The following is a 17,728-nucleotide window of genomic DNA, read 5'->3' on the forward strand; positions in this document are numbered from 1 at the left end:
GATGCCTCGCACCATCCTGGTCGTCGACGACGATCCTCATATCCGCCAGCTGCTCGTGTTCGCGTTCGACAAGGCCGGGCTCGGCGCGATCGAGGCGGCGGACGGCGAGGCCGCGCTGGCGCTCGTCGAGACTCATGCGCCCGACCTGGTCGTACTCGACATCAACATGCCGCGGATGGACGGGCTGGAGGTGTGTCGACGCCTTCGTGGCGGAGAGGGCAGGGCGGACATACCGATCCTCTTCCTGTCGAGCCGCGACGACGAGATCGACCGGGTGCTCGGCATCGAACTCGGCGCCGACGATTATGTGGTGAAGCCGTTTTCGCCGCGTGAGGTGGTGGCGCGCGTGATGGCGATCCTGCGACGCACCTCCGCGCGGGCGCCGAACGTCGAGGACGGGCGCGATCTCTCGCATGGCCGGTTGCGGCTCGACCTGGAGGGATGGCGCGCGCTGTGGAACGAGGTCGAGATCGCCCTGACCGTTACCGAGTTCCAGATCCTCCGGCTGCTCGCGTCGATGCCGGGTCGGGTATTCAGCCGCGACGCGATCATCGATCGGCTGCACGGCCCCGGTTTCGCGGTCACCGACCGGACGATCGACAGCCATATCCGCAACCTGCGCGGCAAGTTCGCGAAGGCCGGCGCCGACGACCTGATCGAGACGCGGGCGGGGATCGGCTATCGTCTCGGATCGTGCACGGGCGCGTGATCGGCGGGATCAAGGACTGGGCGAAACGCCACTGGCCCCGGTTGCGGTTGCGGACGATCCTGTTCGCGACGCTGTTCCTGGTCGCCGCGTTACCCGGATTCGGCGCGGTGTTCCTGCGCGTCTATGAGAACACGCTCGTTCGCCAGACCGAGGCGGAGCTGGTCGCGCAGGGTGCGGCGCTGTCCGCGACGGCGGCGGCGCTCTGGCCTGCCGCCCCGCCCGGTCGGATTGCGCACCACGAGGTTGCAGGCGACGACAACCCCTATGTGCAGGCGCCCGCATCCGGCATCGACCTCAGCACGACGCCCATCCGCGCGGAGCGGCCACCGGTCGCGGCTGGTCCTAGACCATCGCCCGATGCGGTGGTCGCCGCCACGCTCCTTTCGCCGATCATGGACGCGACGCGGTCCACCACGCTGGCCTCAATCATCCTTCTCGATCGCAACGGCAGCATCGTCGCCGGGAGTTCGGCCGTCGGTAGCTACGCCGCACTCCCCGAAGTTGCCGCTGCACTTGCCGGAAGCGCCTCAACCACCCTCCGCCGCAACGGCGCATACCGCGCGACCTACCGCTTCGAATGGCTGTCCCGAGCCGCAGCGATCCGCGTCCATTACGCACGCCCGATCATCGTTGGCGACCGCGTGGTTGGCGTGCTCCTGCTGTCGCGTTCCGCCCGTGCGCTGTTCCGGGGACTGTATGAAGACCGCGGCAAGATCGCGCTTGGCATTGCCGCGATCTTTGGGCTGCTCGTGGTGCTGAGCGGCGTCATTTCCCGCGGCGTCACGCGCCCGATCGAACAGCTCGGCGCGGCAACGCGCGCAGTTGCAAGCGGCGGCGGTCGCGTCCCCGATCCGCCACCGACCGCGGCGATCGAGATCCAGGGCCTCTACGCCGATTTCGCGGTGATGGCAGCGGCGATCGACCGGCGTTCGCGCTATCTGCGCGATTTCGCCCACGCGGTCAGCCACGAGTTCAAGACCCCGCTCGCCGGCATCCGCGGCGCGGTGGAATTGCTTCAGGATCACCCGGACATGGCGGCGGTAGATCGCTACCGCTTCCTGGCGAATGCTGAAGCCGACGCGCGCCGGCTGACCCTTTTGGTAACGCGACTGCTGGACTTGGCTCGTGCCGACATGGCGGAACCGGAAGACGCTAGCATCAACGCCGGGGAAGTTGTCGCGAGGGTCGCCGGTTCCTGGCGAACGGCGAATTTCGCGATCGAATTTGTCTGTGACTCCGCCCTACCCATGGTGCGTGTGCCAGCGGCGACGTTGGAGGCCGTTCTCGTAACATTGTTGGAAAACAGCCGACAGGCAAACGCCCAATTGGTGACGATCCGTATGCTTGTCGAGGATACCTCCCTGAAACTCCTAGTCGTCGATGACGGTCGCGGCGCGTCTCTTGCAGACCGGGCACGATTGTTCGAGCCGTTCTTTACGACGAAGCGGGACAAGGGTGGGACCGGTCTTGGACTCGCGATTGCTCGATCACTGTTGGAGGCCAGTTCGGGGGAATTGGTGACAATGGACGGCGAGAATCTTGGGTTCATGATCAGCTTACCCATTCATTCCGCAAAAATGTACGTGGCTTGCGCTACCTAGCATAATAAGCAGTTTTATTTACCGCGAGACACATATAACTATTCATTGTATCGGCACGAACACCACTTAGCACAAATAACGTATTGTGTCAGGCCTGTCAACAGCAAAGACCCATAACCTGTCATTCAAAGTGCATTTCGGGCCGCCCCGTTTGGCCGCTCAAGCAATACTATTTGAAGCCTGGTAATGGCCTATTGCTGTGATTAAACACACTTGTCGCCCTCGCGCTCTACGCGAGAAATCTCTGCGTATCATCTTGAGGGTACCAGATAGCGGACTTCTGTTGCGCGCCGCGATCGGGTAACACTGCACCTCCCTCGCGAAAGGTACGTTATGCGTTCTGGCCCTGCCCTCCTCGCCTTGGTGCTTACCGCCGGCTCCGTTGCTGCCGCTCGACCAGCACCGTCGCCTGCCCTGATGGCAGCGGTAAAGGCGTCAACGCGCTCACCTGCCAACGTCGCGCGCGATCGCTATCGCCACCCCGTCGAGACGCTGCGCTTCTTCGGGGTGAAACCCACGGACACCGTGGTCGAAATTTGGCCGAGCGGAGGATGGTACACGGAAATCCTCGGTCCGTATCTGGCAGCGCATGGGACGCTATACGCGGCCGGGCCGGACGACAAAGGGCTTGCTGCGGTCAAGGCCAAACAGTCCGCGGCGCCGTCTGCGTACGGCTCCGTGAGATTCGCGACATTCCCGGCCGGACCGGGCGCGACCTCGGTGCCAGCCGGCAGCGCGGACGTCGTCCTGACCTTCCGCAACGTCCATAATTGGCGCTTCGGTGCGACCGACCGGACGCAAGCGGCCTTCGATCAGATGTTCGCCATGCTGAAACCGGGCGGCACGCTGGGCGTCGTCGAGCATCACTTGCCCGAGGCGTCCGGTACGATCGAGGAGGCGCGCAGCGGTTACATGAAGCGTTCGTCCATCCTCGCCTATGCGACCAAAGCCGGCTTCAGGCTCGCCCGCGAGAGCGCGATCAATTCCAATCCCAAGGATACGCACGACTACCCCAAGGGGGTGTGGACACTGCCGCCGGGCTTCGCGGACGGTGATCACGATCGCGCGCGTTACGCTGCCATTGGCGAGAGCGACCGAATGACACTGAAGTTCATGAAGCCGAAGTAATCGGGTGCGGTGACAGTATCCCCGAAGGTCGGCGTCGCGCCATTTCTGGCGTGCGCGTTTAGGTCGTCTGCCAAATCTGGCGCGATCGCCGACCGCTCGCGGAACTCGACCGCCCGCCTCCCGACCGCCGCTTGAAGTGAACCATGTCGCGCTATTCGATCTCGTGCGAGCGGCGACGGTTCCTGTGCCGCCTCCAAGGGCTGGCTCGAAGCGCTGACCCGCTCGCTTGCTGCCAAACTGGGACTGAGCGGGATAACGGTTGACGAAAAAGCCTGGATACTTTGCGTCCGAGGCCAATGCTGCGATGATGTCCGACGACGAGACCGCCGATCGGTCGGGTTCTTCGCCTCGGGGGTTTGGACCCAGAAGCCAATATTTCCCGCGCCTGCCTGGCCGCTTAACTTCAGACGCTCGTTCGGCGGATCGCCAGCGAAACTGTTGTCAAGTAAGGCGGCCTCCAAACTACAATCAGCCGAAGACACGCGACGAGGCTGAATACACTACGGACTCACAGAGTATTCTACTGGCATCCACTATTTACCGGATCAGCCCTTCGGATCGTTAGAGCTAGCCAAATTCACCGCGAGACGCGGCCAACGGGCCAGAACATGCTGGAGGAATGCCGACGCGGCTGGTGGCAAAGTGCGATCGGCGAGCCACGCCATGCCGATCGTCCGGCTAATCATAGGAGCCGTCAGCGGACGGGAGACAAGCGTAACCTGCCCCAGCATGGCGAGCGTCGATTGGGGTAGCGCGCTGATCCCGAGACCGGCCGCCAGCGCGCCGAAATCCACGGCCGGGTGGGAGTCGAGATGCGTTGAATAACCGGCGTCCCGATTGTGGAAGCGCACCACCCGGTAGCCGAGAGCTACGTTCGGCGCAGAACGGGGTGGTCCAGCGGATCATCTGGGTGCCAAGTCCTGCAATCAGGACGATTACTTCGCCGTATTTGCTATGACAGGTGTCAGGGCCAAGCGTGTTTGCAGGGACCGGGACCGTGAACGCGCGTTATTTTCGGAGCAACCATTCAAAAGCATGGGTAATCGCGTCGCGACCGTCGTGCGTAATCGGTGCACCATGGGCCGTCAGTACTCCCAAAGTCGGCCATGCTATAATGCGTTGCACCGAAGTTCGCGCTATCTCCCGATTGCGAAACGACATTCGGAATTTCCGGGGAACGGTTGGCCTGGTCGCGGTAAGCAAATCGAGCTTTGCAACGACGGATCGCCATCCTCTGAACCAACCGGGCTCAAAGTGCTGGATCAGGTCAGTGAAGATCGCCGTGCGGCTTTGGCGGTGGAAGAAGACGACTTCCGTCGTGATACTGTTTCCGTCCACCATGATCTGATCGACCTCACCCGACCATTCCTTGGCAGGTGCGTCCTTAAGGTCATGATCCCACTTCAAGGCCGGCCGTTTGGCGCGCAACGCCGGCACGGCATATGACTTTGCTGCCGGGTATGCGCTTTGCCACTCGCCAACGAACATATGATGCAACGTGTTCGGAGCGACGATGTGACGCACCGGCCCAAGGGAATCAATCGCGATCTTGAGGTCACTGGATAGTGCTATGGGCGACCAAACGAATAAAGAGCCATCGAACAGCCGTATAACGATCGTCCGCGTCGGAAAGGCGAAGCCAGCGACGGAAACACTTGGCCCGTCCGCCGTCCATATTTCTTTGCCAAATCGTCGCAGCATTTCCGCCCCCCTCGTCCAAGGGACTCTAGGACACCCCCGAAGCAGTGGGTAGTGGAAGGCAACGTCATCTTCGCGGATGCACGACAATCTAGCCCCTACGCTGGCAGCTATGTCGAACGGCCTGACCGGTGCTGCCTATCATTGGACTTACCAGGGGCGATCAACCGATCCGGCCCACGCTCGATCGGTCGACCGGGCGCGTATCCTCCCGCCCTAACCCCAGAAAGTCTTGCGATCGAGGAGATCGGCGTACGCTCCAGCCGCGGCATCGATGATCTTCGATTTTTTTCGATGCGCCAATAGTCTTTTGGCATCGGGATCGTCCCGCAAGCCCAGCCGGCCCAGAACCGATGGCGCAGTCGCCATATCGTTCAGCCCGCCGAGCTGATCCTGCAGCTTCTCCAGTGATTTAAAGAACTTCCCGTAGCGACGTGCACGCTTCTGGCTCGGGAATAGGGACCCGAGAAACTCCGCGCCGTAGCGTAGCCGTTTGCCGGCCTTGCGGACTTCATGCCGCTCCTCGTCCGTTTGGGAGGCAAGGGACTTACCACGTTTGCGGACGCGCCGCCTCAGCGCGTGAAGGGTCTCCGCTGCGAACTGCCTTGCTGGCGCGTCCCGAGCATCGCGCATTGACGGCGCGGTGCGCCATGCCCCGCATACCAGCCACTCCGTCAGATCGAGCATCAACGCCCGAACCCGGTCCGAGCCCAACGCGGTGCGAACCGCAGCATAGGCAGCATTGCGAGCCCGGTCGAGTTCCTGAAACAGCGAGACCCCGGGCTGCGCCTTCGCCAGCAACACGTCTAAGTCGCGCGCTTCACCCAGCAACGAGCTCAGCCAGCGCAATTCGCTCTGGAAATGCGGCACTTCGTCGCCGTCGAGCAACGACTTGAAGATCGACAATGCAGACCGCAGCCGACGCAACGACACGCGCGCCTGATGCAGTGCCTCGGCGTCGGCTTGGTCGAGCAGAACAGTTTCGTTCAGGCGGTACTGACGTATGCACGAGCCTACGACTGCCTCGAAAGCGTCCGCTGCGGATGCAGTCCGGCTCAACGCCACCTTCTCCGCCTTGAACGCCTTGGATGCTGGACGAAGCAGGTCGTAGCCGCGCTCGGACTTGGTCACGACGCCCAGGCGGACCGGAAACTCCGCCGCTATCGTCTTGGCCAGCGCAAACAAGGCGGCGGGCTCTCCCCGCTTAAACTCCAGCTCGATCTCGCAGACCGGCGACTGGCGGTCACCCGCGGCGACGTACCCACGATCCAACACCAGTTCGATCGACGCCTCGCCACAATCGACCATCCACGTCAGGCGCTCGACCGCGACCGTGAAGATCGGAGTGACGGTGCCTGCCTCGTCGCCGAGCAGCGTGGGAATGGGCGTCCGGTCGTCAACGACCGGATTCATATCGGCCACCTCGATTTCCCATTCGGATCGCGCGAAGAGACCCGCCGCCTTGGCGTCCGCGACCTTGATCGTCTGTGTCAGCGTGTCGCCGGACTGGCGGATGCGCAACGAGACGCCACCTTGCGAAAGCGCTAGGTCGGGCGTGTCGAAATAGATCGCGCGCATTTGCCGCGTACTCGCCGGGACATCGAACAGGTCGCCCCCTGCAAAGGCATCGGCCGCCGCGGCGTCCAATACCAACTTCAGTTCAACTTCCTGTGCCACCCGATACCTTCCCGCAAAATCGCGACGTCTCGTACCCAGGGCAACCTGTGATAGGTTCGCTGGTTCCCCAGTAGTTGCACGCTCGGTCTTTGCGCACTCGACGCTATTGGCTGGCAAAGCTATTCGCAGCCGTTCCGGAAACGCATCTGTCGCTGTAGACGGCCTCGGTCGGACCGCAGCTTGCGGCGGCCGGGTCAACTGGCGGCAGGGCTGAAAACGAGCGGAAAGCTGCAGCCCGTTTCAGTGGCCCGACGCGTTCGAAAACACGTTCATGACAACGACACCGGCGACGATCAGGCCCATGCCAATGATAGCAGCGGTATCGAGCTTTTGACCCTGGAATGCCCATGCAGCCGTCGAGATAAGAACAATGCCGACGCCCGACCAAATAGCGTATGCAACGCCCGTCGGGATCGTACGGAGGGTCAGTGAGAGGAAGTAGAAGGCGATACCGTAGCCGACGACTGTAACGACGGTCCAAGGCATGCGGGTGAAACCATGCGACTGCTTCATTGCAGTCGTAGCACAAACCTCGGAGACGATCGCGATTGCGAGCATGAGATAGTTCATGCACGACCCGCTAGCACACGAAATGCGACCAATTTGCGACGCTCGCTGCCCCGGGGCGGGGGCCCTGTCATTGAGGGGCGTCGCCCGGCAGCGCGAAGTCAGCAGACCCGGAACCGGACGTTCGTGCACCCTCCCCGCCCCCCACCTTCAGCCCTCCATTTATCTCAAATCATCCGTGCCTCGCTCCGGCGCAGTGTCATCGAAGTGCCGCTGTTCCGTCATCACCACGAAAAACGCACGGGCTAGCTGCCCCTCGAACCGGTGGAACCAAACCGGCAACCTCTAGGGGCATCATGAAATTCATCACCAGCAGTGCGCTCGTCGCGCTGCTTGCCGGCACGCCTGCACTCGCTCAGACCGCACAGGACCTTCCCGCGAACGCGGCCCAGCCGAACGACGAAAACCAGATCGTCGTCACCGGCACGCGCGACCGATCGCGCACGCAGTTCGATACGCTCGCCCCCGTCGACGTCCTGTCCAGCGAGGCGGTACGCTCGAGCGTTTCGGGCGATCTCTCCGATACGCTGGCGCAGCTCCTGCCCTCGTTCAATGTCCAGCGTCTGCCCGCAGCAGACGGCCAAGCCTTCGTACGCCCCGCCACCCTACGCGGTCTGTCCGCGGATCAGACGCTCGTGCTGATCAACGGCAAGCGATATCACCGTTCAGCCCTGCTCGGCACGCGGGGCGCGCAAGCGCCCGATCTGGCGGGCATCCCATCGCTCGCGATCAAGCGGATCGAGGTGCTGCGCGACGGCGCGTCCGCGCAATATGGCTCAGACGCGATCGCCGGGGTGGTCAACATCATCCTCGACGACACCGCCGGGATGGATGCGTTCGGCCAGTTCTCCCAATATTATAAGGGCGACGGCAAGGAGTATCAGACCGGCGCTCGGGGCGGCATCGCTCTCGGCGACCGCGGCACGATCGTCGTCACCGGCGAATACGACCACAGCGAAGCGACCTCACGCACACGCCAGCGACCCGACGCGATTGCGTTCCAGGCGGCGAATCCAACCTTGGTCGTGCCCAATCCAGTGCAACGCTGGGGCCAGCCCGACGAGGAGCGTATTCGCGGCGCGCTCGACGCGAACTATGCCTTTAGCGATGCCGCCAAATTCTACGTCTTCGGCACCGCGCAAAGTGGCGAAGGCGTGACCGACTTCAACTGGCGCAACCCCGCGGGCACCAGCAGCGTCTATGGCGCGAGTTCGGCTTTTCCCGGCTTCTCGTTCAAGAGCATATATCCGGTCGGTTTCTCGCCGCGTTTCGGCACGACCTATAGCGACTATCAGGGCGATACCGGTCTGCGCGGCGATCTGAGCGACCGGTTCAGCTATGATCTGAGTGCCGCCTTCGGGCGCAGCCGGATCGATTATACGCTCAACGAAAGTCTCAACGCATCGCTCGGACCTGCTAGCCCGACCAGCTTCTATCTCGGCCGCCTCGAACAGCGCGAATTCAACCTGAACGCCGATTTCGTCTATCGCCTGCCAGTCGGCACCGCGGCGCCGGTCAACGTCGCGTTCGGCGCCGAACGCCGTCGCGAAACTTATCAGGTGTCGGCGGGCGATCCGGCATCCTACGCCATCGGGGCCGGCGCTGCGACCGGCCTCGCGCCCAATTCCAACGGCTTTCCCGGTTTCAGTCCTAGCCTCGCCGGCACGTTCGACCAGACCAGCTACGCCGGCTATCTCGATCTCGAATGGCAGCCGATCGATATGGTGACGCTCGGTGCGGCAGGCCGGTACGAAGACTTTTCGGAATTCGGCGACACCTTTAACTACAAGCTTTCAGCTCGTTTCGAGCCGATCAAGGGCATTGCCGCACGCGGCACGTATTCGACTGGGTTCCGCGCGCCCACGCCTGCCCAGCTGAACACGTCGCAGACCACCCAGGGGCTCGACACCACCACGCTACAAGTGTTCAACCAAGGCCGGCTTTCACCAACCGATCCGCTTGCCGTGGCACTGGGGGCGGCCCCCCTGACGCCGGAAACATCGAAGACCGCGACCGCCGGGCTGACCTTCCAGAGCCGCTTCGGCCTGACCGCGAGCGTCGATATCTACCAGATCGACGTCAACAACCGGTTCAGCCAGTCCCGTACTTTCGCGGTCCCAGCCAGCTTCGCCAATCCGCAGCGTTTTACCGCGGTCAGCTACTTCACGAACGACTTCGATACCCGTACGCGCGGCATCGATGCGGTAATCGGCTATGGCCACCGCGTCGGTCCGGGCCGTGCAAATTTGAGCCTGGCCTACAATTACAACCAGACGAAAGTGCGCAGCGGCACGAGTGCCGCAATCCCCAACGAAACCCAGCGACGGATCTTCGAGGAGCGGCTGCCCAAGCATAATGGAACCGCAACGCTAGGCTACGATATCGGCCCGGTCGCGCTGCTCGCACGGGCACGGTATTACGGCGCCTGGACCGACGTCACCGGTAACGCGACGGGCGAACTGTTCCAGCGCTTCGGCTCGATCGCGTTGTTCGACGTATCGGCCGCCTACAAGTTCGACGATCATTTCACGCTGCGGGTCGGTGCTGAGAACGTCGCCAACACCTATCCCGCCGAAGCCACCAACCAAGCTGTCCGCGGCCTGATCTATTCGCGCAATGCGCCATACGATACCGATGGCGGCCAATATTACGTACGGGTGGGAATGAGCTTCTGATGACGACGCCGATCGATCGCCGGCTGTTCTTGACCGGAGCCGCCGCCATGACGGCGGCTCCGGCGGGGGCGGCTATATCCCCGTCGGCGACCGACGACACGGCATTCTGGAAAGAGGTGGCGGCGCAATACGACCCGACGCGCGCGGTGATCCATCTCGAAAACGGCAATTGGGGCATGATGGCGCGCCCCGTCCTTCAAGCCTATGAAAGCAATCTCGAACGGGTCAACCGCGACACGAGCTATTACACCCGGCGCGGCATGGTGAAGGACTGGATGGCGGCACGCGATGCGCTGGCCGCCACGCTACGAGTCCCGGCGGACGAGGTCGCTTTCACGCGCAACGCGACCGAGGCGCTGAAGGCGCTGATCCTGGGATACACCGCGCTGACGCCTGGCGACGCCGTGCTCTACGCGGATCTCGATTACGACAGCATGCAGGCGTGCATGGACAGCCTGAAGTCACGACGTGGCGTGTCGATCGTGAAGATCGCGCTTCCCCAACCGGCTACGCGCCAGTCGCTGATCGACGCCTATGCCGCCGCGATGGAGGCCAATCCGCGGCTGAAGCTGATCCTGCTGACCCATCTGAGCCACCGTACCGGGCTGGTCCTGCCGGCGCGCGAGATCGCGGCGATGGCCCGTGCGCGCGGAATCGCCACGATCGTCGACGCGGCCCATAGCTGGTGCCAGCTCGACATGACACTAGGCGATCTCGACTGCGACTATGTCGGGATCAATTGCCACAAATGGCTGGGAGCGCCCCTTGGTGTCGGCGCGATCCATATCCGACGGTCTGCGCTGTCGGCGATCGACCGCGATCCCGCCAATCCTGCGACCGACCGTGACACCATAAACGCGCGTATCCATACCGGCACGGTAGATTTCGCCGCGCCGCTGACGGTGCCCGTCGCGCTTGCGTTTCAGGAGAAGATCGGCAGCAAGCGCCGCGCCGACCGCCTCGCTGCGCTTCGCAATCGATGGGTCGCGCAGGCCCGCGTGATCCCTGGAATCGAGGTACTGACCCCCGAAGACCCCATGCTCCATGGCGGCATCACCGCCTTCCGCGTCGTTGGAAAGACGAGTTCGGCGGATAACGTGGCGATCGCGAAGACCTTGCTAGATCGGTTCGGTATCTTCACCGTTCACCGTGATGGTCCTGCAACAGGATCCTGCGTGCGAGTCACACCTGCCCTGTTCAACACGATGGCAGACATGGATGCGCTGGCAGCGGCTCTCGTACGGCTACCGGTTTAGCACCCTAATGGTGAGCGCTGAACAGGCGACTTTATCGCCATTGCTTCTACCGCGCTGATCAGCGAGACCTGGTCTATCATCCCGGTCTTGACCGACACGTCTCGAAACAGGCGATAGGTGGTCAGTGCATTGCAAACTTGCCTTCTCCTCGCCCGGACTAGCGCATGGCGACCTGCGTCGGCATCCCGCGAGGGGTGATCGTCATCACGCCGTCCTCGATCGTGACGCGTCCCAACCGCGCGATCTCGGGCTGTCCAAGCAGCGTATAGGGGATGCCGGGTTGGCCGATACGCATCGTCATACGGCCGAGGCTCTGCCCGCCGATCTCGACCGACGCGACGCGCGCGACGCCGACCCGGGTGTAACCGCCAATGCCGACCGCCACCTCCTCGCGCTGCACCGCACGGTCGGCACCGGTCTCGCGCGCGTCTTCGGCCGAAAGGACGCTGTAGGCGGCACCGGTGTCGATGATGGCACGGATGGGCACGCCGTTAATAATCATAGACGCGACGAAGTGCCCGCCCCAGGGATCGCGATTGATCCGCAGGACGCGTGGCGTCCCAAGGGTGACCGGATCGTCGAGGTCGGCCGGATCGATCTCGATGTGCGGTACGGGTGGCGGTGCATACGCCACGACGGCGACCGTCGTGCGCTGTGGCTCGATGCAGGTGACGACGGTACGCGACAGCACGTGACCGTCGCCGTCCTCGTCCGTGGTCTCGGTGGTGGTGATCGTCGCCATGCCAGGCGTCCCCACGCCCCCCTGCCATGCCGCATCGACAACGCGCGTACGTCCGTTGACCGTGGTAACGGTGCGCACGGTGTTTGCGGGGACATCCTGGATCTGTCCCCCGATCTCGACGCGGACCTGAGCGGCGGCGGGTGTCGCGGTGAGCGCGAGCGCGATTGCCGCGGCGTGGACAGTTGCTCTGGTGGCCATCGCCTCCCTCGTTTTCTCTTCCAGGGACATTCGTCCCTGAGGATCAGCGAGATTGTAGCGCGTGTTCGTTTACATACGGTTAGCGTGCGCGGCGGGGGCGTGATGCGGCTCGTTTCGCTGCACGGGGCGGTCGGCGACGTTGCTCGGCTCCGCCGGCCCTGCAGCAGCACTCGGTCAGGCGCAACGAGATGCGTGTCGTCGATCGGGATCGGCGACGAGTCGATCTATAGACGGATACTCGGAGCCTTGTCCGCGCCCTTCCCCTTCATCCGTTCGTCCAATTTCCATTCGCGACCCTGCTCCATTCAGTCGCCCCTGTAAGGCGGCGACTGAATGGATGATCGCGTAGTTACAGCGACCAGCCGCCATCCACGGAGATGGCGGCACCGGTAACAAATCCGCCTAGGTCTGCGCTCATCCAGAGAACAGCGTCGGCGATTTCCTCGGGCTTACCCAGACGACCGACCGGCTCGAGATCGATGGCTTTCTGGATGTCGCCGTTGGTAAAGCGATCCATCATCGGCGTCTCGATGTTGCCCGGCAGGATCGCGTTCACGCGGATATTCTGCTTGGCATAGTCGAGCGCTGCAGATTTCGTCAGGCCGATGATGGCGTGCTTGGAGGCCGCATAGGATGCACCGCCCGCCACACCCCGGACGCCGGCGCCCGACGACGTGTTGACGATCACGCCGCTACCTTGCCGGACCATCTGTGCCAGTTCGTGCTTCATGCACACGAACGTGCCACGAAGGTTGATGTCGAGGATGCGGTCCCACTCGTCGAGCGCGATCTCGGCGACTGGCGCGGCCTTGTTCTCGACGCCGGCATTGTTGAAGGCGATGTCGAGCCGCCCGAAGGTCTCGACGACCTGACGGATCGCCGCCTCGACCTGCTCCGGCTTGGACACGTCGCAAGCGATGACCAACACCTGTGCGCCCGCGGCCCTGACGGCATCCGCAGTTTCGGCAAGCGCATCTTCGGTAAGATCGAGGATCGCGACACGGGCGCCCTCGGTTGCGAACGCAACAGCCGTAGCGCGGCCGATGCCGCTGGCCGCGCCGGTGACGAATGCGACCTTGTCGGAAAAACGATGAGCGTTGGACATAAGAGGACTTCCCGGTTTCAGTTGTGCGGACGGCGGTCGATCACTCGGTCCCGAGCGGCGCGAGATATTCGTCGTCCGTCACCTTCTCCATCCAGGTCACAGGCGAGCCATCGACCGACTCCTGGATGGCGACATGGGTCATGCCTTGATGCGGCGTCGCGCCATGCCAGTGCTTGTGCTCGGCGGGGCACCACAGGATGTCGCCAGCGTTGAATTCCAGCTTCGGGCCATCCGCGATCTGCGTCCATCCGACGCCCTCGGTCACGATCAGCGTCTGGCCGGCGGGGTGGGTATGCCACGCGGTCCGAGCGCCGGGCTCGAAGTGGACGATGGCACCTGAGACGCGAGACGGTTCGTCGCGCTGGAACTGGCCGGTGATCGTGACTTTGCCGGTGAAATAGTCCTCCGGTCCGTCGACGGTCTTCATTTCTGTCTTGCGTGCGATGGTCATGTCGAAACTTCCTCTTTGTGCTTGAACAGAGCTGACGGGCAACATCAGCGCGAGCATGATGCCGAACTGCAGCAGGGATGCCGCGCCTGTCGGTGTTGGTCGGGCGATCACGTCAGCGCCGGCAGCGCGTCGAGGTGCTTTTCGAGCGTGATCGGATATTCGCGCACGCGCACGCCGGTCGCGTTGTAGATCGCGTTGGCGACCGCAGGAGCGACCCCGGTCAGGCCCAGCTCGCCAACGCCCTTGGCCTTTACCGGCGAGATCGTCGGATCGACCTCGTCGATGAAGAAGGCGTCGAGATGCGGGATATCGGCGTGCACCGGCACCTCGTAGCCGGCGAGATCGTGGTTCACGAAGAAGCCGAAGCGTTTGTCGATCGCCATCTCCTCCATCAGCGCCGCACCGACGCCCATCACCATGCCGCCGATCACCTGGCTGCGTGCGGTCTTGGCGTTGAGGATGCGTCCTGCGGCGCAGACCGCGAGCATGCGCCGCACCCGAACCTCGCCGGTATAGGCGTCGACCGCAACCTCGACGAAATGCGCCCCGAAGGTCTGCTGCTGGAACTGATCCGCGAGCTTGGCGAACTCCATCAGGTCCTCGACCACGAGGTCGCCGTCTTTTGCCGCGTCGGCAAGCTTCGCCGAACGGTTGCCGCTGCGCACCTGGCCATCGGCAAAGTCGACGTCGGCGGTGTTGAAGCCGAGCCGCTGGGCGACGGTCTCGCGCAGCTTCAAACACGCCGCGTAGACGCCCGCCGTTACGGAAGGCGCGCCCTGCTGCCCGCCCGATCCAGGCGTTTCCGGGAAGGTGGAGTCGCCGAGCTTCACCACAATGCGGTCGGGCGCGACGCCCATCATCTCGGCCGCGGTCTGCTGGACGACGGTGTAACTGCCGGTGCCGATATCCGTCATGTCGGTCTCGATCGTCACCGTGCCGTGCCGATCGAGCCGGGCCCGCGCGCCAGCCTTGGCGATCTTGCCGCCTCGGATCGCTCCTGCCATCCCCATGCCGATCAGCCACTGGCCGTCGCGGACGGTACCGGGCTTGCTCCGGCGCTTGTCCCAGCCGAAGCGTTCGGCGCCCTCCCGCAGGCAACGGACAAAGGCACGGGTCGAAAAAGGCTTGCTGGGATTTTCGGGGTCGACCTGCGTGTCGTTCACGACGCGAAGCTCGATCGGATCCATCTTTAGCTTTTCCGCCAGCTCGTCCATCGCGACCTCCAGTGCCATCAGGCCAGGTGCTTCGCCCGGCGCCCGCATCGCGTTGCCTTCGGCAAGGTCGAGCGTGGCAAGCCGCATCCGGGTCAGCCGGTTCGCGCCCGCATACAGCGTCCGCGTCGAGGTCACGGTCGGTTCGGTACGCCCACCGGCGAGGTTACCCGACAGGCTGTCATGACCGATGGCCGTCAGCCGCCCGTCACGGCCCGCCCCCAACTGCACGCGCTGAATCGTCTTTGGCCGGTGGATCGTGGTGTTGAACATGATCGGACGTTGCAGCGCGATCTTCACCGGCCGCTTGACCACGCGCGCCGCGATCGCCGCCAGCGCCAGATCGATCTGCACGGTCCCCTTCCCGCCGAAGCCGCCACCGATGTAGGGCGAGATCAGGTGGACGTTCTGCTTGGGGATACCCAAGATCAGTCCGAGGTCGCGCGTTCCCCAGTTCATCTGCTGGATCGACGTCCAGCACGTCACGCGGTCGCCGTCCCACTTTGCGATCGATGCGTGTGGCTCCATCATCGCATGGGCCTGGTCGGGCACGGTATAGGTCTCGTCGACCTTGACCGGTGCCGCCGCGAACGCCTTGGCGAAGTCGCCGACCTGCTTCTCGTTGGGGCCGCCAAACTCGCCTTCCGGTGGAACCGGGGCGCTGCCGTTCTGCGCGTGCAGGTCGAACCGCCCCGCCGTCCGCTGATAGTCGACCCGCACCAGCGCCGCTGCCGCACGAGCCTGTTCGAAGGTCTCCGCGACGACGACCGCGACCGGCTGATGATAATGGTCGACCTCCGGCGCGGCGAGCATCTTCTGGACGTAGAACTTGCCGACCCCGGGCTTGCCGGCGTTGAGGTACGTGACCACCCCGACCACGCCGGGCGCACGTTCGGCATCACGCGTGTCGATCGAAGTGATCCGGCCCTTGGCGATCGCGGCGCCCAGGATGTAGCCGTACGCAAATCCGGGCGCGACATCCTGCCATTCATAAGCATAGCTCGCGGTGCCGGTGGTCTTCAGATGCCCTTCGTAGCGATCGAGTGGCTTGCCGAGCACCTTCATCCGGTCGGTCGGGTTGGCGCCTGCGGGTGTATCGAAGATCATGGCTTTACCTCTGCGATCACCGCCGCGAGGGTGCTCGTCGCGAGTGGGATCTTGAATGCGTTTTTGTCAGTCGGCCGGGCGTCGGCAAAGACCGCTTTCGCCATCTCGACCGCGCCGCGGGGCATCTCTGCCTCCGCGGTCTCCACGCGCCAAGGCCGATGGGCGACACCACCGAACGCTGCGCGTCCGCTGCCGTCGCGCTGGACGATGGCAGCGACCGAAACGAGTGCGAACGCATAGGACGCGCGGTCGCGCACCTTGCGGTAGACCTGCGTACCACCGACCGGACGCGGCAACGTGACCGCAGTGATGAGTTCGCCGTGATCGAGCACATTATCGCGCTCGGGCGTCTTGCCTGGCAGCGTATGGAAGCTGCCGATCGGGATGGATCGCGTCTTGCCATCAGCCTTCACCGTCTCGACCGTGGCATCGAGCACGCGCATCGCAACCGCCATGTCGCCTGGATAGGTTGCGATGCACGCGTCGCTCGATCCGATGACGGCGAGCTGGCGCGAATAGCCACCGATCGCAGCGCACCCCGAGCCGGGCTTGCGCTTGTTGCAGGGCTGGTTGGTGTCGTAGAAATACGGGCACCGCGTCCGCTGGAGCAGATTGCCCGCGGTCGTCGCCTTGTTCCGAAGCTGGCCCGAGGCGCCGGCAACGATAGCGCGGCTGAGGACGCCATAGTCGCGCCGTACCCGCTCGTCGCTCGCCAGCGCGGTGTTGCTGACGAACGCACCGATCCGCAGCCCGCCGGCGTCGGTCGGTTCGATCCGGTCGAGCTTAAGGTCCTGCACGTCGACCAGATGGGTCGGCGTCTCGACCTCGAGCTTCATCAGATCGAGCAGGTTGGTACCGCCGGCCAGGAATCGCGCGCCAGGATTGCGCGCAACGATCCGAGCCGCGTCTGCAGACGTCGTTGCCCGCTCGTAGGTAAAGCTCTTCACGCGCGTGCTCCTGCGACATCGGCCATCGCCTCAGCGATGTTGGAATAGGCACCGCAGCGGCAGATGTTGCCGCTCATCCGCTCCCGCATTTCGGCGCCGGTAGGCTGCGGGGCCGCCATAAGATCGGCCTGCGCATAGCTAGGAATGCCCCGCCTGATTTCCTCCAACACCGAGACCGCGGAACAGATCTGCCCCGGCGTGCAGTAACCGCACTGGTATCCGTCATGCTTTACGAAAGCGGCTTGCATCGGATGTAGGCGCTCGGGTGTGCCGAGCCCTTCGATCGTTGTTACGGCATCGCCCTCATGCTGGACGGCGAGGCTGAGACAGGCGTTAATACGCTCACCGTTGACGATGACCGTGCACGCTCCACACTGCCCGTGGTCACAGCCCTTCTTGGTGCCGGTGAGATGTAGCTGTTCGCGCAGCGCATCGAGCAGGGTCGTACGCGGATCGAGGGTCAACGCGCGGGCCTTGCCGTTTACGGTCAGAACAACCTTGTACGTCGGTAGGGCTTGCGCCGGCGGCGCGGCTTCGGCCGTTTCACTCACGGTAGCGGATGCTGCTGCCGTAGTAGCGGTGCTCATCAGCATCTCCCGTCGTGACAATTGAAAACTCTCGCTGGCCATCGGCGATCCTCCTTGGGCGCGCCAAGG

Annotated in this window: 15 protein-coding genes; 5 read left to right on the forward strand and 10 right to left on the reverse strand. The window is 63.7% G+C overall.

Features of this window, described 5'->3' with window-relative positions; translation table 11 throughout:
- Window position 1: 1 nt before the first annotated feature.
- The 3 genes from J4O76_RS13615 (at window position 2) to J4O76_RS13625 (ending at window position 3,438) form a co-directional block, all read left to right on the forward strand.
- Entirely contained in the window at window positions 2–709 is a 708-nt protein-coding gene (locus J4O76_RS13615; RefSeq protein ID WP_426282400.1) for a response regulator transcription factor, read from the forward strand.
- Window positions 694–2,310, forward strand: a complete 1,617-nt coding sequence (locus J4O76_RS13620) for a sensor histidine kinase (protein WP_426282401.1) — start codon at window positions 694–696, stop codon at window positions 2,308–2,310. Before J4O76_RS13615 ends, J4O76_RS13620 begins: the two co-directional genes overlap by 16 nt.
- Window positions 2,311–2,643: 333 nt before the next feature.
- A complete protein-coding gene (locus J4O76_RS13625; protein WP_426282402.1) occupies window positions 2,644–3,438 on the forward strand; it encodes a class I SAM-dependent methyltransferase in 795 nt (264 codons plus the stop codon).
- Window positions 3,439–3,983: 545 nt separating this feature from the next.
- On the opposite strand, the gene J4O76_RS13630 is transcribed toward J4O76_RS13625, so the two are convergent.
- From J4O76_RS13630 to J4O76_RS13645, 4 genes are all read right to left on the reverse strand, one after another.
- On the reverse strand, window positions 3,984–4,232 hold the full coding sequence (locus J4O76_RS13630) for a LysR substrate-binding domain-containing protein (protein ID WP_426282403.1): 249 nt from the start codon (window positions 4,230–4,232) through the stop codon (window positions 3,984–3,986).
- 214 nt (window positions 4,233–4,446) lie between these two features.
- Window positions 4,447–5,139 (reverse strand): DUF4336 domain-containing protein, encoded by a 693-nt coding sequence (locus J4O76_RS13635; RefSeq protein WP_426282404.1) that lies wholly within the window; start codon window positions 5,137–5,139, stop codon window positions 4,447–4,449.
- A gap of 213 nt (window positions 5,140–5,352) precedes the next feature.
- Window positions 5,353–6,813: a CHAD domain-containing protein gene (locus J4O76_RS13640; protein WP_426282405.1), complete on the reverse strand. Its 1,461-nt coding sequence runs from the start codon at window positions 6,811–6,813 to the stop codon at window positions 5,353–5,355.
- 240 nt (window positions 6,814–7,053) lie between these two features.
- Entirely contained in the window at window positions 7,054–7,383 is a 330-nt protein-coding gene (locus tag J4O76_RS13645) for a DMT family transporter (protein WP_426282406.1), read from the reverse strand.
- A 293-nt stretch (window positions 7,384–7,676) separates the two neighbouring features.
- Between J4O76_RS13645 and J4O76_RS13650 the strand changes: the two genes are divergently transcribed.
- A complete protein-coding gene (locus tag J4O76_RS13650; RefSeq protein WP_426282407.1) occupies window positions 7,677–10,055 on the forward strand; it encodes a TonB-dependent receptor plug domain-containing protein in 2,379 nt (792 codons plus the stop codon).
- Complete coding sequence (locus J4O76_RS13655) at window positions 10,055–11,311, forward strand: aminotransferase class V-fold PLP-dependent enzyme (protein WP_426282408.1); 1,257 nt, start codon at window positions 10,055–10,057, stop codon at window positions 11,309–11,311. The genes J4O76_RS13650 and J4O76_RS13655 overlap by 1 nt, the downstream gene beginning before the upstream one ends.
- A 157-nt stretch (window positions 11,312–11,468) precedes the next feature.
- Here J4O76_RS13655 and J4O76_RS13660 read toward each other — a convergent pair whose 3' ends face one another.
- The 6 genes from J4O76_RS13660 to paoA all read right to left on the reverse strand — a co-directional run bounded on the left by J4O76_RS13660 (window position 11,469) and on the right by paoA (window position 17,701).
- Entirely contained in the window at window positions 11,469–12,251 is a 783-nt protein-coding gene (locus J4O76_RS13660; protein WP_426282409.1) for a retropepsin-like aspartic protease family protein, read from the reverse strand.
- Between the two features lie 349 nt (window positions 12,252–12,600).
- Window positions 12,601–13,356 (reverse strand): SDR family NAD(P)-dependent oxidoreductase, encoded by a 756-nt coding sequence (locus J4O76_RS13665; RefSeq protein WP_426282410.1) that lies wholly within the window; start codon window positions 13,354–13,356, stop codon window positions 12,601–12,603.
- Window positions 13,357–13,396: 40 nt separating this feature from the next.
- Window positions 13,397–13,807, reverse strand: coding sequence for a (R)-mandelonitrile lyase (locus J4O76_RS13670; protein WP_426282411.1), 411 nt, complete (start codon window positions 13,805–13,807; stop codon window positions 13,397–13,399).
- Window positions 13,808–13,914: 107 nt separating this feature from the next.
- Window positions 13,915–16,125 carry an aldehyde oxidoreductase molybdenum-binding subunit PaoC gene (paoC, locus tag J4O76_RS13675; RefSeq protein WP_426282412.1) on the reverse strand — a complete coding sequence of 737 codons (2,211 nt, stop codon included), beginning with the start codon at window positions 16,123–16,125 and terminating at the stop codon, window positions 13,915–13,917.
- Window positions 16,122–17,072 carry an FAD binding domain-containing protein gene (locus J4O76_RS13680; protein WP_426282413.1) on the reverse strand — a complete coding sequence of 317 codons (951 nt, stop codon included), beginning with the start codon at window positions 17,070–17,072 and terminating at the stop codon, window positions 16,122–16,124. Before J4O76_RS13680 ends, paoC begins: the two co-directional genes overlap by 4 nt.
- On the reverse strand, window positions 17,069–17,701 hold the full coding sequence (gene paoA / locus J4O76_RS13685) for an aldehyde dehydrogenase iron-sulfur subunit PaoA (protein ID WP_426282414.1): 633 nt from the start codon (window positions 17,699–17,701) through the stop codon (window positions 17,069–17,071). The genes J4O76_RS13680 and paoA overlap by 4 nt, the downstream gene beginning before the upstream one ends.
- Window positions 17,702–17,728: the final 27 nt, after the last annotated feature.

Origin of the sequence: Sphingomonas sp. NFX23 (assembly GCF_049887795.1) — a bacterium.
In the GTDB taxonomy this organism is placed as follows: domain Bacteria; phylum Pseudomonadota; class Alphaproteobacteria; order Sphingomonadales; family Sphingomonadaceae; genus Sphingomonas.

Bases quoted from the DNA above. Each gene is read 5' to 3' on its own strand.
- J4O76_RS13635 (WP_426282404.1), bottom strand. From the start codon at position 5,139: ATGCTGCGACGATTTGGCAAAGAAATATGGACGGCGGACGGGCCAAGT.
- paoC (WP_426282412.1), bottom strand. From the start codon at position 16,125: ATGATCTTCGATACACCCGCAGGCGCCAACCCGACCGACCGGATGAAG.
- paoA (WP_426282414.1), bottom strand. From the start codon at position 17,701: ATGGCCAGCGAGAGTTTTCAATTGTCACGACGGGAGATGCTGATGAGC.
- J4O76_RS13660 (WP_426282409.1), bottom strand. From the start codon at position 12,251: ATGGCCACCAGAGCAACTGTCCACGCCGCGGCAATCGCGCTCGCGCTC.
- J4O76_RS13615 (WP_426282400.1), top strand. From the start codon at position 2: ATGCCTCGCACCATCCTGGTCGTCGACGACGATCCTCATATCCGCCAG.
- J4O76_RS13650 (WP_426282407.1), top strand. From the start codon at position 7,677: ATGAAATTCATCACCAGCAGTGCGCTCGTCGCGCTGCTTGCCGGCACG.
- J4O76_RS13625 (WP_426282402.1), top strand. From the start codon at position 2,644: ATGCGTTCTGGCCCTGCCCTCCTCGCCTTGGTGCTTACCGCCGGCTCC.
- J4O76_RS13655 (WP_426282408.1), top strand. From the start codon at position 10,055: ATGACGACGCCGATCGATCGCCGGCTGTTCTTGACCGGAGCCGCCGCC.
- J4O76_RS13645 (WP_426282406.1), bottom strand. From the start codon at position 7,383: ATGAACTATCTCATGCTCGCAATCGCGATCGTCTCCGAGGTTTGTGCT.
- J4O76_RS13665 (WP_426282410.1), bottom strand. From the start codon at position 13,356: ATGTCCAACGCTCATCGTTTTTCCGACAAGGTCGCATTCGTCACCGGC.
- J4O76_RS13670 (WP_426282411.1), bottom strand. From the start codon at position 13,807: ATGACCATCGCACGCAAGACAGAAATGAAGACCGTCGACGGACCGGAG.